Origin of the sequence: Corynebacterium nasorum (assembly GCF_022345765.1) — a bacterium.
GTDB classification, from domain to species: domain Bacteria; phylum Actinomycetota; class Actinomycetes; order Mycobacteriales; family Mycobacteriaceae; genus Corynebacterium; species Corynebacterium kefirresidentii.
Genome location: NZ_JAKRDR010000004.1, coordinates 84,881 through 100,045, shown reverse-complemented (window position 1 = coordinate 100,045; position 15,165 = coordinate 84,881). Strand labels below are relative to the sequence as shown.

General features: G+C 56.3%; 16 protein-coding genes and 2 pseudogenes. 17 read left to right on the top strand and 1 reads right to left on the bottom strand.

From position 1 onward, the window contains the following. Nucleotides 1-65: 65 nt before the first annotated feature. A complete protein-coding gene (locus tag MHK04_RS04810; protein WP_239208003.1) occupies nucleotides 66-782 on the bottom strand; it encodes a trimeric intracellular cation channel family protein in 717 nt (238 codons plus the stop codon). A gap of 122 nt (nucleotides 783-904) precedes the next feature. Here MHK04_RS04810 and MHK04_RS04805 point away from each other — a divergent pair, with 122 nt between their 5' ends. From MHK04_RS04805 to MHK04_RS04735, 17 genes and pseudogenes are all read left to right on the top strand, one after another. Further along, complete coding sequence (locus MHK04_RS04805) at nucleotides 905-2,101, top strand: MFS transporter (protein ID WP_239208002.1); 1,197 nt, start codon at nucleotides 905-907, stop codon at nucleotides 2,099-2,101. 69 nt (nucleotides 2,102-2,170) lie between these two features. Further along, on the top strand, nucleotides 2,171-3,616 hold the full coding sequence (gene glmU / locus MHK04_RS04800; RefSeq protein ID WP_324291887.1) for a bifunctional UDP-N-acetylglucosamine diphosphorylase/glucosamine-1-phosphate N-acetyltransferase GlmU: 1,446 nt from the start codon (nucleotides 2,171-2,173) through the stop codon (nucleotides 3,614-3,616). Between the two features lie 15 nt (nucleotides 3,617-3,631). Next, nucleotides 3,632-4,606, top strand: coding sequence for a ribose-phosphate diphosphokinase (locus MHK04_RS04795; protein ID WP_005323655.1), 975 nt, complete (start codon nucleotides 3,632-3,634; stop codon nucleotides 4,604-4,606). 253 nt (nucleotides 4,607-4,859) lie between these two features. Then, nucleotides 4,860-5,513 carry a 50S ribosomal protein L25/general stress protein Ctc gene (locus MHK04_RS04790; RefSeq protein WP_200287862.1) on the top strand — a complete coding sequence of 218 codons (654 nt, stop codon included), beginning with the start codon at nucleotides 4,860-4,862 and terminating at the stop codon, nucleotides 5,511-5,513. Between the two features lie 93 nt (nucleotides 5,514-5,606). Then, on the top strand, nucleotides 5,607-6,137 hold the full coding sequence (gene pth / locus MHK04_RS04785; RefSeq protein WP_200287864.1) for an aminoacyl-tRNA hydrolase: 531 nt from the start codon (nucleotides 5,607-5,609) through the stop codon (nucleotides 6,135-6,137). Between the two features lie 5 nt (nucleotides 6,138-6,142). Beyond that, a complete protein-coding gene (locus MHK04_RS04780) occupies nucleotides 6,143-7,003 on the top strand; it encodes a fumarylacetoacetate hydrolase family protein (RefSeq protein ID WP_239208001.1) in 861 nt (286 codons plus the stop codon). A 76-nt stretch (nucleotides 7,004-7,079) separates the two neighbouring features. Then, entirely contained in the window at nucleotides 7,080-7,967 is an 888-nt protein-coding gene (gene ppk2 / locus MHK04_RS04775) for a polyphosphate kinase 2 (RefSeq protein WP_086588148.1), read from the top strand. 29 nt (nucleotides 7,968-7,996) lie between these two features. Continuing rightward, nucleotides 7,997-9,175, top strand: a complete 1,179-nt coding sequence (locus tag MHK04_RS04770; RefSeq protein WP_200287868.1) for a sensor histidine kinase — start codon at nucleotides 7,997-7,999, stop codon at nucleotides 9,173-9,175. Continuing rightward, nucleotides 9,168-9,827, top strand: coding sequence for a response regulator (locus tag MHK04_RS04765; protein ID WP_200287870.1), 660 nt, complete (start codon nucleotides 9,168-9,170; stop codon nucleotides 9,825-9,827). Before MHK04_RS04770 ends, MHK04_RS04765 begins: the two co-directional genes overlap by 8 nt. An 87-nt stretch (nucleotides 9,828-9,914) precedes the next feature. After that, complete coding sequence (locus MHK04_RS04760) at nucleotides 9,915-10,628, top strand: ATP-binding cassette domain-containing protein (protein ID WP_200287872.1); 714 nt, start codon at nucleotides 9,915-9,917, stop codon at nucleotides 10,626-10,628. An 82-nt stretch (nucleotides 10,629-10,710) separates the two neighbouring features. Then, nucleotides 10,711-12,102: an ABC-2 family transporter permease gene (locus MHK04_RS04755; protein WP_234288111.1), complete on the top strand. Its 1,392-nt coding sequence runs from the start codon at nucleotides 10,711-10,713 to the stop codon at nucleotides 12,100-12,102. An 18-nt stretch (nucleotides 12,103-12,120) separates the two neighbouring features. Beyond that, nucleotides 12,121-12,240, top strand: a pseudogene (locus MHK04_RS12250) (HNH endonuclease); the annotation flags it as partial. Nucleotides 12,241-12,244: 4 nt separating this feature from the next. After that, on the top strand, nucleotides 12,245-12,805 hold the full coding sequence (locus MHK04_RS04750; protein WP_200287878.1) for an SMI1/KNR4 family protein: 561 nt from the start codon (nucleotides 12,245-12,247) through the stop codon (nucleotides 12,803-12,805). 347 nt (nucleotides 12,806-13,152) lie between these two features. Further along, nucleotides 13,153-13,425, top strand: coding sequence for a NucA/NucB deoxyribonuclease domain-containing protein (locus tag MHK04_RS12335; protein WP_441303151.1), 273 nt, complete (start codon nucleotides 13,153-13,155; stop codon nucleotides 13,423-13,425). A gap of 10 nt (nucleotides 13,426-13,435) precedes the next feature. Continuing rightward, nucleotides 13,436-13,876 carry a hypothetical protein gene (locus MHK04_RS04745; protein WP_200287880.1) on the top strand — a complete coding sequence of 147 codons (441 nt, stop codon included), beginning with the start codon at nucleotides 13,436-13,438 and terminating at the stop codon, nucleotides 13,874-13,876. Nucleotides 13,877-14,053: 177 nt separating this feature from the next. After that, nucleotides 14,054-14,221 (top strand): annotated as a pseudogene (locus MHK04_RS04740) (RHS repeat-associated core domain-containing protein); the annotation flags it as partial. Beyond that, nucleotides 14,222-15,028, top strand: a complete 807-nt coding sequence (locus MHK04_RS04735; RefSeq protein WP_239208000.1) for an HNH/ENDO VII family nuclease — start codon at nucleotides 14,222-14,224, stop codon at nucleotides 15,026-15,028. It abuts the pseudogene before it with no gap. Nucleotides 15,029-15,165: the final 137 nt, after the last annotated feature.

The following is a 15,165-nucleotide window of genomic DNA, read 5'->3' as shown; positions in this document are numbered from 1 at the left end:
TAATCGGCAACACTACGGTTTTTGGTACCGTCATTCTAGGTTCGAGTCCTGGTGGGGAAGCTTTTTTAGTTTTTCTTCCTGCCGCGTCGAAAGCCTTTGAGCTCGGCTTTCTTCGCAATCGCCGCCACTTGGGCAGCGGTGTAGTTAACGGGGGCTACACCGGCGCGGGGCAACACCCAGCCGCGCCAATAGGACAAGATGGCCATGCCGCTTCCGACGATGGGGGAAATGATCATGCCGAGGGCAAATTGCCCGTTGTGGGCGAAGATCACCATAACGATGCCGGTCAGGATGGACGGCACGGCATAAAGAGGGCTGCCGCCGAAGATAGAGGGGATTAGCCCAGAAGCTACGTCGCGAACCATTCCGCCGCCCACCGCGGTAAGCACGCCAAGGAAAACGCAGGGAATAAGTGGCATGCCGTGCGTGAGTGCTTTGACGCAACCGGTAGTGGACCACACGCCGAGGATGATGGCATCACCATGTTCGCGGAAAAGCTCCCATGCCTTGCCCTTAAGATCGATAAGAAACGCAACGAGGGCTCCTCCACAGGCGAGTCCGAGGTACCACGGATCTGAAATCGCAGCCGCTGCCCCATCTGCGATGAGCATGTCACGAATCATGCCACCGGCCAGCCCAGAAAAGAGGGCGAGGAATACAAAACCCACGATGTCGAATTCGCGTCGGCGGGCAATGGTGCCACCAATGATGCCGTTCAGCACCACGCCAAGGAGGTCAAAGGCTTGATAGAGGGAATTGATGAGGGGATCAACATCATGCATGATTCTTAGGCCTCCTGCCCCACGGGTAGAATTTCGGCGTGACTGCGGCCGTGTTTTAGTCTCCGGCGTGTCAGCATGGCTTTAATTTAACCAACTCATTTCTCTGAAAGATCGAATTTCTCATGTCTCAATCCAATGCCCGGTATTTCATCTGGTCCAATGGCCTGCAAAATTTGGGCGATCAGATTGTGGCGGCCAAGACGGTGCTGCCAGCGCTTTTTAGTGCAGCCGGCGTGCCTGCCTTCTTCGCCGGTTTGCTCACCCCTATTCGCGAATCTGGTTCGATGCTGCCGCAGGCGGCACTGACCCCGTGGGTGACTACGCATAGGGCCCGTAAGCGCCTGTGGATTATCGGTTCGCTGGGCCAAGCGATATCCGCCGCGGTCATCGCGCTAGCAGCATTCTTCCTTCGTGGGACGGCACTGGGAGTAGTAACACTGGTGGCCCTAGCGGCGCTTTCGCTTTTCCGCGCACTGTGCTCGATTGCGGGCAAGGACGTACAGGCGCGCACGATTTCCAAAGGCGCGCGTGGCCGAGTAACCGGCAGCGCGGCAGCACTCGGAGGCGGCGCCACCCTGCTTACCGGAATTATCCTCTATTTTTTGGGTGAGCTCAGTATCCCCATGATGGGCACGGTCCTCGGCGTTGGCGCGGCCACGTGGGCCATTGCCGCGTGGGTATTTTCGGGCGTGGATGAGCCGGTGCCAGAGGAAACCGAAGGGGGCATCGATAAGCAGTGGTGGAAAGATACCTGGCAGCTTTTTACTAGCGACGGACAATTTCGTAACTTCGTCATCGTCCGCGCGCTTCTTTTGGTGTCGGCGCTTTCAACTTCTTTTATCGTGCTGCTCAGCAGCAACCTTTCCGGGCTGTACGGATTCGTGCTTGCCTCGGGCCTGGCCTCGTTGGTGGGCGGACGGATCTCCGGTGTGTATTCGGATAAATCCTCCAAAAACACCATGGCTGTAGGAGCGGCCGTGGCTTCCATCGTGCTGGTGCTCTTGGTCGCCAGCTCACATTGGGCCCCAGATGGGGTCAATGCCTGGGTCATGCCGATTGGTTTCTTCGCCGTGAATCTGGCGCACACGGCCATTCGAGTGGCGCGAAAGACCTACGTGGTGGATATGGCCGGTGGCGATAAGCGCACCCAGTATGTAGGTGCCGCCAATACGATGATGGGCATCATCTTGCTCATCGTCGGTGGCATTTCCTCCGTGGTGGCGCTGGCCGGGCCAGAGGCGGCCCTGCTATTCCTCGCCCTCATCGGCTTTCTCGGGGTGTGGCGCGCCCGCGGCCTGAAAGAGGTTTCTCACACATAAATCGCACTCGGGCTATAGGATGTAGTCCGGATAAGAATCAGACTCGACCCCCCAGGAGCTCAATAACCCGTGGTAGCAACAACCCCGTGTGCCGTAGTCGTCCTTGCGGCTGGTGCCGGCACCCGCATGAAATCCACCAAGCAAAAGACCTTGCACGAGATTGGCGGGCGCAGCTTGCTCGGCCACGCTCTGCATGCCGCGGCCGGGATTAATCCGGAACACATTGTCACGGTGGTAGGCCACCAACGCGACCAGGTCTCCCCCGCTGTGGATGCCATCTCCCAGGAGCTGGACTGCGAGGTGCTGCAGGCAGTACAGGAAGAACAGCTGGGCACCGGCCACGCAGTGGCCTGCGGCTTGGAGCCGATTCCGGAGTTTGAGGGCACCATCATCGTCACTAATGGCGACGTACCGCTACTTACCCCAGAGACCATCGAGGGCCTGCGCGCTACCCACACCGAGCAGGGCAATGCGGTAACGGTGCTATCCATGCGCTTAGAGGATCCCACCGGCTACGGCCGTATCATCCGCGCTGAGGACGGCAGCGTGTCCGCCATCGTCGAGCAAAAGGACGCCTCCGAAGAGCAGCGCCGAGTCGATGAGGTCAACTCCGGCGTCTTCGCTTTTGACGGCCGCGTGCTTGCCGACGCCCTCCAGAAGCTCGACTCCAATAACGCCCAAGGCGAGCTATACATCACCGATGTGCTCGAGATCGCCCGCACCGCTGGACACGGCGTCGGCGCGCATGTGGCAGCGGATCCGGCCGAACTGGCGGGCGTCAATGACCGCGTGCAGCTCGCCGCTGCCGGCCGCGAGCTCAACCGACGCATGGTGGAAAAGGCGATGCGCGGCGGAGCCACCATCGTAGATCCGGAGACCACCTGGATTGGTGTCAATGTCACCGTGGGCTCCGATGTCATCATTCACCCCGGCACCCAGCTGTGGGGAGCGACCAGCATCGCCGATAATGCCGAGATTGGCCCCGATACCACCCTGACCAATATGCAAGTGGGCGAAGGTGCTTCCGTCGTGCGCACTCATGGCAGCGATTCTGTCATCGGCACCAACGCTAAGGTCGGCCCGTTTACCTATATCCGCCCGAAGACCGTGGTGGGCGAGGACGGAAAGCTCGGCGGCTTCGTAGAGGCAAAGAATGCGCAAATTGGTCGCGGCTCCAAGGTGCCGCACCTGACCTATATCGGCGATGCCACCGTGGGCGAGCAGTCCAATATTGGCGCCTCTTCCGTCTTTGTAAACTACGACGGAGTAAACAAGCACCACACCACCATCGGCAGCCACGTGCGCACCGGTTCTGACACAATGTTTATCGCTCCGGTCAATGTCGGTGATGGCGCGTACTCCGGTGCGGGTACAGTAATTAAGGACGATGTTCCTGCGGGAGCACTCGCAGTCTCCGGTGGCAAACAGCGCAACATCGAGGGCTGGGTTCAAAAGAAGCGTCCGGGTACTCCCGCGGCTGAGGCCGCAGCCCGTGCGCAGGACAACGAAAAGTAAGGGGCATATTCTCCCATGACTGGCAAGGTAACTGGTAGCAGCAAAAACATGAAGCTCTTCTCTGGGCGTGCACACCCAGAGCTGGCGGAGGCTGTGGCTAAGGAGCTGAAGACGGATCTGGTTCCTACTACCGCCCGCGATTTCGCTAACGGCGAAATCTTCATCCGCTTTGAAGAGTCCGTGCGTGGTGCAGACTGTTTCGTAATGCAGTCGCACACTCAGCCGCTCAATAAGTGGCTGGTGGAGCAGCTCATCATGATTGACGCTCTCAAGCGCGGCTCCGCGAAGCGCATCACTGCCATCCTGCCCTTCTACCCATATGCACGCCAGGATAAGAAGCACTTGGGCCGCGAGCCGATTTCCGCTCGCCTAGTGGCAGACCTACTGCAGGCAGCCGGCGCGGACCGCATCGTCTCCGTGGACCTGCACACCGATCAGATTCAGGGCTTCTTCGATGGCCCGGTTGATCACATGCATGCTCAGCCCATCCTGACCGATTACATCAAGTCCAAGTACGCCACCGATAACATCACGGTTGTCTCCCCGGATGCCGGCCGCGTAAAGGTTGCGGAAAAGTGGGCCCATGACTTGGGCGATGCCCCGCTGGCCTTCGTGCACAAGACCCGCTCCAATACCGAGGCCAATAAGACGGTATCCAACCGCGTGGTAGGCGATGTTGAGGGCAAGGACTGCGTGCTTCTCGACGACATGATTGATACCGGCGGCACCATTGCTGGCGCCGTGCGCGTGCTGAAGGACGCCGGCGCCAAGAAGGTCATCATTGCCTGCACCCACGGCGTCTTTTCCGATCCCGCCCGCGAGCGTCTGTCTGAATGCGGTGCGGAGGAAGTTATCACCACCGATACCCTGCCGCAGTCCACCGAGGGCTGGTCCAACCTCACGGTGCTGTCCATCGCACCGCTTTTGGCACAGACCATCCACGAGATCTTCGAGAATGGTTCTGTCACCACCTTGTTTGACCGCGCCTAAACATGATCTACTATCACTAGCCGCCGAGAATTTACTTCGGCGGCTTTTGATTTGCTAACGGTACGCGTGCTAATCTAACCCAGTCTCGGCGAGGGCGACCTCAGGATGAGGAAGCCGTTATCGACGCGATTGAAGTTAGAGCACGTTGCTTTTATATACGCCTGCGATGACTCGTCCAAGACGTCCATCGGCAGGCTTTCGTCGTTTTATCGCGTTGGCCGCGCCGCACTACTTTGACTAAGGAGAATGAAGCATGGCACAGCGCCCAGTAATCAAGGCTGAAGCACGTACCGAGTTTGGCAAGGGTGTCGCACGCCGCCTGCGCCGCGACTGGAAGGTCCCAGGCGTCATCTACGGTGCCCACCAGGAGCCGGTTCACTTCGCAGTTCCGCTGCTGGACATCCAGTCCCTCGTCCGCAACAACGGTGTCAACGCCGTTTTGGAGCTGGAGATCGACGGCGAGCAGTACCTGACCATGGTTAAGCACGTTGACCAGAACGTCCTGACCTTCGACATCGACCACGTTGACCTGCTTGCTATTAAGCGTGGCGAGAAGGTTGAGGTTGAGGTTCCGGTTACCCTGACCGGCGAGCCGGCCCCAGGCACCATGCACATCCAGGATGCTGACGTACTGCTGGTTGAGGCAGACGTACTGAACATTCCGGAGGAGCTCGAGGTTTCCATCGAGGGTCTCGAGGAGGGCGCGGTTATCACCGCCGCCGATGTCACCATGCCGGAAGACACCACCCTGGTGGCAGAGGAAGACACCGTTATCGTCTCCATCTCCCTGCCTGAGGTTGATGAGGAGCTCGAGGAAGCAGCCGAGGCTGCTGAGGAAGGCGGCGCTGACGCTGGCGCCGAGTCCGCAGAGGAGAGCGAAGAGTCCTCCGACTCCGACGAGGAGTAATCCCCCTCCCCCTCCTGCACGTAAGCCGCCGTGAGAAGTGCATCTCGCGGCGGTTTCGTCGTTTTTCCTTCGCTGTATGAGACAATTGAGCGCGTGACTCCACTTCTCGTAGTAGGCCTTGGTAACCCTGGCCCCAGGTACGCAGGAACCCGCCACAATATCGGCTTCGATGTAGCTGTAGAACTCGCTGGCGAGCTCAAGAGCAGCTTTTCGGTGCACAAGAAGACCAATACCGAGGTCGCCGAGGGCATGACAGGTGGCCGCAAGATTATCTGTGCTAAGCCACGGTCTTTCATGAACCTCTCCGGCGGGCCGATCAAAGCCCTAAGCCAATATTTTCATCTCTCCGCCGCCGATATCATCGTCGTCCACGATGAACTGGAGCTCGATTTTGGCACCATTAAACTCCGCGACGGCGGCGGCGACCACGGCCATAATGGTTTGCGCTCCACCACCAAGTCCCTGGGAACAAAGGACTATCAACGCCTCTCTATAGGAATTGGGCGCCCACCGGGCCGTATGGATCCGGCATCGTTTGTGCTCAAGCCTTGGGCCAAGCAGGAACGGGCAGAAATCCCCATCATCTGCGCCAACGCGGTGGATGAGATCCTGCGCGTAGGATAGTCGCCATGAAACTGGCTACTCTACGCACTGGCTTTGGCACCTCCGCTATCCGCATTGATGGGGACAATGTGGGTGTCGAACTGGATTATGAAGATGTGGGCCAGCTGCTGTGCAGCGAAGATTGGCATAAGGCCGCGCAGCTTTCCGGCGAACCCGTGGTCTTCGACCACGCCGACTTGGAGGCCGTAGTCCCGAATCCCGGCAAGATTATCTGCGTTGGGCTCAATTACGCCAAGCACATACGCGAAATGGGACGCGAATTCCCCGAACACCCCACCTTGTTCATCAAGTTCGCCGATGCCCTCACCGGCCCCTATGATGATGTCTTCATTCCAGAATTTGCCACACAGAAGCTGGATTATGAAGGCGAGCTGGCGGTCATCATCGGCGAGCGCGCCCACCGCGTGAACCGGAATGAGGCGCTCGACTATGTCGCCGGCTATGCCATCATGAATGACTACACGCTGCGCGATTTCCAGCGTCAGACGAGCCAGTTCCATGCCGGTAAGTCCTTCTATCGCACCGCAGGCTTCGGCCCGTGGCTCACCACCGCGGAGGAATGGGCACCTGGTTCTGGTGCTTTACTTACTACTACCGTGGGCGGCGAAGAAAGGCAGCGCGATAACACCGATGACCTTATCTTTTCAGTTGCTGAGCTGATCGAGTTTTGCTCGCAGCTTTACCCGCTCAATCCGGGAGACGTCATCATTACCGGTACCCCAGAGGGCGTTGGATTTGCACGGGAGCCGCAGCAGTTTATTCAAGATGGTCAAAATGTCACCATTGCTATTGAGGGCTTGGGGCTTATTTCCAATACAACTTTTTTCGGCGAACCAGGCTGCGGTCCAGGCTGTACCTGCTCTTAGACTGTGCCCAGATTCTCACTCCAACGAGGGCGTTGCCGTTTTCTCCCCTGCTATCAACGACAGTTAAGCTGGGGTAATGAGCACAAAGAGCAGTAAAGCCCCTAAGAAACTCAACAAGAAGGCCTACGAGAAGGAACTCGAGCGCCTTCAGGCAGAACTCGTGGACATGCAGCAGTGGGTCGTTGAAACCGGGGCCCGCGTCGTCATCATCATGGAAGGCCGCGACGCCGCCGGCAAAGGCTCTGCTATCAAGCGCATCACCCAGTACCTCAACCCACGTACGTGCCGCGTCGAGGCGCTGCCCGCCCCGAACTCCCGTGAGCAGGGCCAGTGGTACTTCCAGCGCTATGTGGAAAAGCTGCCAACGAAGGGCGAAATTGTCATCTTTGACCGCTCCTGGTACAACCGCGCCGGCGTCGAACGCGTCATGGGCTTTTGCACCGATCAGGAATACGTCCGCTTCCTCCACCAGGCACCTACCTTTGAGCAGATGCTGGTAGAAGACGGCATCATGCTGCGCAAGTACTGGTTCTCTGTCTCCGATGAGGAGCAGATTAAGCGCTTTGAGTCCCGCCGCAATGATCCGCTACGCCGCTGGAAGCTCTCCCCTATGGACCTGCAATCCATTACCCGCTGGGAGGACTATTCCCGCGCGAAGGATGCCATGTTCATTCACACCGATACCCCAACCGCCCCGTGGTACACCGTGGAATCGGAAGACAAGAAGCGCTCGCGTATCAATGTCATCTCGCACCTTCTCAGCACCATTCCCTACGAGAAGATCGAGCGCAAGATGCCTGAAATCCCGCAGCGCCCTGAATCTGATGGCGAGACCTACGAGCGCCCCGCCCGCGAAGAGTTCCGCTATGTGCCTGATGTAGCAGCCAAGCTGGAGCGCAAGTCCGAGCAGAAGACGGCGAAGAAAACCTCAAAGAAGGGCAAGAAGAAGGATAAGAAGAAGTAGCAGCACCGGCCGTATTACTATCTTCAATCATGAGCACTGACACCGTCGCGGAAGCGCGTTTAGGAGATAAAATCCTCACTGCGGTGGCGGTGCTCATTGCGCTATTTTATGTCATTTCTGCCGCGAAGAATCCCAGCATAATTGAGATTATTCAGGCAGGTCTATCGTTACTATTCCTGCCATTTATGTGGGTCTGGCGGAGCCGTCCCGTGCTCAGCGCCACGGGCTTTATCGTGCTTCTCGCGGCTTGGGCGATGGCTTGGATGAGCCAGCTTCCCACTAACCTGGGAATTACCCCGTGGGCGCTTACTGCACCCATGGCGGTGTATGCCACCTCCCGCTATGTCACGCGCCGCGCCATTCCCCGCACGGTACTGGCTCTAACGATTCTTGGCTCCTTCATTTCGCCATTCATGTGGCGCATAGATCCGGAGTCTTTCTTTTTGCATTACCAACTGGACCGCCGCTACTTGGCCATGTTGGTCGTGCACTGGGCGGTTCTAGGCAGCACATATTTTATAGCTGCGCGCTACTTCGATTTAGCACGCCAGCGCGAGCAGCTAGCGCAAGAGCGATTTCGCCAAGCCCAAGAAGAAGAACGCCTGCTCATCGCACGGGAGCTGCATGATGTACTCGCTCATTCCCTCACGTTGATCAAGGTTCAGGCAAACGCCGGGATCATTGCCGCTCGTGCAAACACTGAGGCTGCCCACGATGCGCTGGCCAGTATTCGTGATGGCGCGGATTCTGCTTTGGAAGAGGTCCGCGGCATCGTCACTGCACTGCGAAGCACCGGACCTACCTCACTGGAGCCCACCACGCAGCTAGAGCACATCGAGGGCATTATCGATGGCTTCCGAGCGGCAGGCTTGGACATTAACGCGCATATACCTGAGGCCTACGAGGCTCCAGCACTTACGCAATTGGCGTTGGTGCGCATCATTTCTGAGGGTTTGACCAACGCGTTGCGCCACCAAGGCCCAGGAACCCAGGTGGATGTGGAGCTTGCGCTTGCCGACGTCGCCCGACTCACCCTAATTTCTTCCACGCCCTCCCCGACTCCCAGCGAAGTCCCAGGTAGCGGCGTGGGCCTGATCGGTGTGGAAGAACGTGCCAACGCATTGGGTGGAAAGCTAGAGAGCTGGGGCGATGCCACAAAATTCACCCTGCTCGCCGAACTTCCGTTGCAGAAGGAAAACCGTGTCTAAGATTCGTGTACTGCTTGCCGATGACCAAGCGCTGCTCGTCGCGGCTTTGTCCACGATCCTCAATGCTCAGGAGGATATTGAGGTCGTTACCACCGCGCACACCGGCAACGAAGCCGTTACCGCGGCGATAAGCCACCGCATTGACGTCGCGATTCTAGATATCCGAATGCCCGGAATGGACGGCATTGCCGCGACTCAAGCCATCCTTTCTCGGGTGCCTGACTGCCGAATCATCATGCTCACTACATTTAATGAAGATGATTTGGTGGCTCAATCTATCGCCGCTGGCGCGCATGGGTTTCTCCTCAAAGACGCCGACCCAGATGTACTGGTGGGGGCTGTGCGGGACGTCGCCAAGGGCGAATCGGTCCTAGCTGCTAAGGTAACCGGCCCAGTCTTGCAGACCTACCGCGCCGCAATTGCGCGCGGACAGCTGAGCGCGCGAGAGCGCCAAGGCTTAAGCCTTGTCACCCGTCGCGAACGAGAAGTCTTAGCCCTCATCGCCCGCGGTGCCACCAACGCGGAAATTGCCCGTGAAATGGTCATCGCGGATACGACTGTCAAGACACATATTTCCTCTCTGCTTTCCAAACTGGCTGCACGCGACCGCGTAGCTCTAGTGCTCTTGGCGCAAAAGGCTGGCATCGCCTAAGCCTCCTACCGTGGTAGGAGAACTTCGCGCTAAGGTCCATAGCCTAGGCGGAGGTTATTGCGGCGCTCTGCCGCGAGACTGGGCGGTATGAGTTTTGAGATCTCCTTTGAACACGTCACCAAATCCTTTGGTTCCCACGCGGTGCTGCGGGATGTGGACTTTCGCATTGCCCCTGGCCGCGTCCACGCCTTGCTTGGACGCAACGGGGCCGGAAAATCCACTCTCTTTTCCATCTTCCTTGGCCTGCTGCCGGCAGATTCCGGAATAGTACGCGTGGCTGGTGCCCCGTGGTCACGTGAAGTACTCGACCATGTGGGGGCATCCGTGAATGGACCCGCCTTCTACGGGCATCTTTCCGCCGCTGCCAACCTGCGCGTACATACCCGCTTGCTAGGTCTGCCGGAGTCTGAGGTAGAGCGTGTTTTAGCCATTGCGGGGCTCACCGAGGTCGGTTCCAAGAAGGCCAAGTCCTTTTCCACTGGTATGAAGGCCCGCTTGGCATTGGCGCAGGCTTTGCTAGGTGATCCGGAAATCTTGTTACTGGATGAACCTCAAAATGGTCTTGATCCACAGGGCATAGTGGAGCTGCGTACTTTGCTGCGAGACTTGGCAGCAGCCGGCCACACTGTTGTGGTCAGCTCTCATCAGCTTGGCGAGGTCCTTCATTTGGCCGACGACATCACCATTTTGTCTCAGGGCACCATTCGCTACTCCGGGTCCTTGCAGGAGCTTGCCCCCAGCGGACAATTGGAGTCCGAGTTCTTCCGCCTCACCTCTCCGGGTGGTGAGGCCGATGTTTAAGCGCTACCTTTCGGCAGAGCTGATACGCAGCCGCGGCAGCGCTGTGCAGTGGCTACCTCTTCTCGCCTTACCGCTTGCGCTAATGACCATAGTCTTTTCTGCTTTCGCTTCCCCGGCTAAGGATGCTACCGGTGTTCTCGGCTGGCAATCTATGTTTGTCACCGGCATGTACGCGCCGCTCATTGCGGTATTTGCCGCAGTTACAGAGCGCCGAGAGGTTCTCGCCCGTGGCGGCGGCACCTGGTGGCGCCGCCTCACTACTCGCTACGAACACACTGCACGCTTGGTGGTAGTGCTCGCCAGCTTAGCCGCGTTCCATCTCCTCAACTTTGGGGTGTCCTGGGCAGTAGTGTTCGCACAAGGCCGCGAACAGCACCACCTTGTGGCACTCGCCGGGCTCTATTCTTTCCTCGGTGCTATTGGCATTGCTGGCCTTGCCTCTGCCTGCTCGCGGCGCTATGGCCTTGGCGCGACACTAATACTCAGCGTTATCTGGCAGGTTTTAAGCGTGACTTCCAAGGTCGTCGAAGGCCCTACGTGGTGGGTTTTTCCACCAGCTTGGCCCATGCGGCTCTTGCTTCATTCACTGCATATTCATCAAAATTCCGTGCCCTTGGATCCAGGCGATCCGCTCCTGCAAGAAAGTCCGCTGCCGGCCCTCGCTCTGACGCTACTTCTCGCAGTAATGGGCATCTATGCGGCCATCGTCACTTCGCGCCGCCTGCGCCGCCTCGCCTTACCTCGCCGCGGCCAGACGACCCCTGCCTTTAGCGGCGCCACTGCCACGTGGCGCCCAGCCACAGCACCGCGTGCCACCGCCCGCCCCCGCTTTGCAGGCGCGCTAGTTGGTCTCCACCGGGCGGCGTGCAGCCCAGCGGTTATCGCCTGCGTGGCGTTAAGTGCCTTGGCATTGCTATTTCTTGCCCTTTTCTATCCTCCGACTTATGTCCAGGGTTTCTTTATTTTTCTGCTTCTCCCTGTAGGGGCAGGTGTGCTACCGGTTGTGGTGTGGCCATTACTCGCGCCGGTATGGCCGCTCAGCCACATGGAATCCCGCCATTGTTCCAGCGCCCTCCTCTGGTGGTTTTTCGGGATAGTATCCGCAGTATGCATGGGCGCTTCGCTCGCGCTTAGTGCTTCTGGCAGCCCGGCTTCAACGACGATCATCCAACTGCCTCTAGCCATTGGGGTGGGGTATGTGATTTCGGTATTCTCTCTTCTCATCGTGATTCGTCTGGGCATCATGAGTGGCCTGGCACTGTGCATCGTCTGCACTATCGTCTCCGTGACCCTGGGCGGAGACATCCTCGCTAGAACCCCGCTGTGGTTGATCGCCTTCCCCGCATGGCCCATGAACGCGGATTCCCCTGCCCGCTATTTTCTTGCGGTGGTGCTGACAGGAATCTTCGCCACGGCTGGTACGTGGATGGTCATCCGGCTGCTTAAAACTAAAGCGCTGCGGCCGGCAAACTAAGCCTCGCAAGAGTATCGCTCTGCTGACGGGTTGACCTGGCACCACCATCAGGAGACTGGAAGAATGCAGCTAGTTGAAAAAGGCGCACACAGAGCATCTCACAAAGGTGGATTTAGGCTTTGGGGCAAGAAAGGATAAATAAATGAAACTTCCGTCAGACTTTTTCTCAATTAATGGCGATCCGTTTACTGAGGAGGAAATTTCAGAATTAAAGCGAACCGTAGATTCATCTCTGCCTGAAGACTATCTAGAATTTTTATCCCTTCATGGAGGTGGAGTCATTTCCGAGACCTACTCACATGTACAGCTCAGGACAAACGACTCAACTGCTCTCGAAGTTGAAGCAACCATGATTTTTGGAAACGCGACACCAATCGACATATGGGAAAATGCCATTCAACTGGACCCTACTTGGCTCCATGACTGGGGATTTTACTTTTGCGAAGCAAGCAATCCCCCCGAGGACAAGTTTTTAATTAACCTCTCCAATGAAGAGTTTTCAATCGGAAGCATACTATATGAAGACGAAGGGAAAGTTTTCCAAGTATCAAAAGATTTTACATCCTTCATATCGCTTCTAATCAATAGCCGAGGGAAGGCACCCAAGGCACCGCAAAGGCGATCAGAGAAGTTTGGAAAATTCTTTTTTCCAAGCAAGACTGTCAAAAATATAGAATTTTCAAATGCCAATCTAGAACATTAAAAGTAGTCGCAGCAACTCTATTTCCTATCGATTAATTCCACTAATACATCTTGATCGATACCCTACTTGAAAGAGCGCTTACCGAACCTTTTATCTAGATGCTTATATTGCAACAATAAAGCCTTTTTTAAATCGCAAGAAATTCATCAATTCCCCCAATCTTTCCTACTAGATCGTCTATTTTATCGCATAAGCAGTAGAATTAACCATCAATAGGGCTACCGCCAGGGGCACAACTGCTTTGGGTCCTGACCCCGGAAAGTGGACACGCCAGGGGTTAGGCTCAAGCATCTGAAGTGGCCGGTGCACGAGCCCCCGTTGTTCGCCGGCCAGTATCGGGATACTGAATCCGAGCGGGATTACAACCGCCTCCGTTACTACAACCCCACGCTGGGCGCCTAGAACGCTCAAGACCCACTCGGGCTCGCCCTACGCCTCGCATCAGCACAATGAAGCGCCCCGATGAATTTCCGTACGCACCAAGTAGACAGGGAGGTGCAAGAGCAACCGTAAAAGGAGTGTCACGTTCTGTGCAGAGAAGTAGAGGATCATCGTCCAGTTTCTACCGTTCTAACAAAAATGGCGACGGTGGCTGTTTTAGAGAAAAATTAACTGATTAGGAGTATACGATTGAAATCCTTTCTCATTAAGATCGAGCCAACAAACTACATTTTTGAAGTGTTTGGCGACGAATCTACTGGAACCGAACTTCATTGGTCGGATAATCCGCCGGTCGGTAGAGCCAAGGGCGCATTTGCAGTAGCGCTTCCAGATCTAGAGATAGGCGAGAGATTTTCAGCCACTGTTTGCTTTACCGATACACCCATCGAAGAGCAAAACGCTTTCTCCAAGCATGTCATTGATACTTTTGATGGGAAAATAGAAATATCAGATGTAGTTGAAAGCCAGGTTGCAGGCTCGGAGGGATTTGTCGGAGCTCTTTACTCCTTACCATGGTCCGGCTCCACAGAAATCGCATTAAGTGCCCCGAAAGGTTTCACGAAAAATAGTGAGGGCGAGTTAGTGCCGCTTAGTTTGCACTTAACATTTAGCCCCGCATCAGAGACTTAAGTCTAGTGAGTTTCTAGCAGAGTCAGCGACCGAAGCCTCTTCCTTTCCTACACCTACGACGGACTCGTCCGACGCGTGGCCCAAAGCACCATCAACACCACCACTGGAGTCTTAGAGGTACACACCACCCAAACCCTCTACGGCACACGCACATGATCTGGTCGGTGCACCAGTCCCCTGCTGTTTGCCAGCCAATATGAAGATGCTGAATCAGACTGGGCGTACAACCGGTTCCGCTACTACAGTCCCACCTTGGGTACCTATAACGCCCAAGACCCACTCGGACTTGCACCACGGCTCGCCTCCGCACAGGGGTATGTCGACCACGCAGCACACTGGGTCGACGTGCTGGGACTGCACGGCTGTTGGGCGGCCAAGGAAGTTCAAGGGAAGGTTGTATATCAACAGACTGGTAGACAGGTATTCAATCCGCACAAAGAGGTGTACCTTCCTCGGGAAATTGGTAGTGGAATTGGCACCAATGTCGATTTAATGAGGCATGGGCGCGCCCCAATAGGGGTAGATGGAAACACAGTGAATTTGCACCATATCGGACAAGATGATCGATCAGCCGTGGTAGAAATTACAAAACAGATACACACAGAAAACGCTAAATTTCTCCATATATTCCACGGAATGAATAGGAGCGAGTTTCCAACAGATGTCCCCCTGTCTACCGCGCATTCTTTAGGGAGTGGAGACACACATACTGGAAAGAAAAGGCATTGGACTATTTATGACCGGTCAGAAAAACTCTCAGATAAGCTACTCTCATACTTGTACGGCCACGGTCTAAGTAAAAGTGAACTGTCTCAGCTGAAATCGGTGGCTCCATCTTGGATTCCCGAACAATACTTCCAATTCTGGAAGCATTACACGGCCTTTTCTCCGCCATCGTTAAATTTCTTCACACCTGCCCCATATGGAGTCTATGAAAACGCCTTCGAAGGGTTTCTAGAGGATTTCCGGTCAGCCGATCTTGTCGATTCAAAACGCTTCTTCCCAGTAGCCTATGATGACGGTTTTGTCTGGGGCGTCTTCGAACAGAAGCCCAATGGGTCGGTTATATGTGGAATGTACGATTTTCAAGAAAAGGACTACGTTGAAGGCCCCTTCAAGACATTCGAGCAGTGGGTGTATAGCTACGGATAAACAGGCGGACCTGACCCCTGTTTGGTAGACACCTGATATCCAGCCCGGTTGGGTTGGGAAGAAAGGTAATCTACCAAACAGGGGTCAGGACCCAAACAACTTGACACGCTCGGTGCATGCGCTACAACACGCGCAGA

What these genes read in the sequence shown, in the direction of transcription:
- MHK04_RS04805 (WP_239208002.1), top strand. Translation starts at nt 905, where the DNA reads ATGTCTCAATCCAATGCCCGGTATTTCATCTGGTCCAATGGCCTGCAA.
- MHK04_RS04770 (WP_200287868.1), top strand. Translation starts at nt 7,997, where the DNA reads ATGAGCACTGACACCGTCGCGGAAGCGCGTTTAGGAGATAAAATCCTC.
- MHK04_RS04760 (WP_200287872.1), top strand. Translation starts at nt 9,915, where the DNA reads ATGAGTTTTGAGATCTCCTTTGAACACGTCACCAAATCCTTTGGTTCC.
- MHK04_RS04790 (WP_200287862.1), top strand. Translation starts at nt 4,860, where the DNA reads ATGGCACAGCGCCCAGTAATCAAGGCTGAAGCACGTACCGAGTTTGGC.
- MHK04_RS04755 (WP_234288111.1), top strand. Translation starts at nt 10,711, where the DNA reads ATGACCATAGTCTTTTCTGCTTTCGCTTCCCCGGCTAAGGATGCTACC.
- MHK04_RS04780 (WP_239208001.1), top strand. Translation starts at nt 6,143, where the DNA reads ATGAAACTGGCTACTCTACGCACTGGCTTTGGCACCTCCGCTATCCGC.
- ppk2 (WP_086588148.1), top strand. Translation starts at nt 7,080, where the DNA reads ATGAGCACAAAGAGCAGTAAAGCCCCTAAGAAACTCAACAAGAAGGCC.
- MHK04_RS04810 (WP_239208003.1), bottom strand. Translation starts at nt 782, where the DNA reads ATGCATGATGTTGATCCCCTCATCAATTCCCTCTATCAAGCCTTTGAC.
- MHK04_RS04750 (WP_200287878.1), top strand. Translation starts at nt 12,245, where the DNA reads ATGAAACTTCCGTCAGACTTTTTCTCAATTAATGGCGATCCGTTTACT.
- MHK04_RS04795 (WP_005323655.1), top strand. Translation starts at nt 3,632, where the DNA reads ATGACTGGCAAGGTAACTGGTAGCAGCAAAAACATGAAGCTCTTCTCT.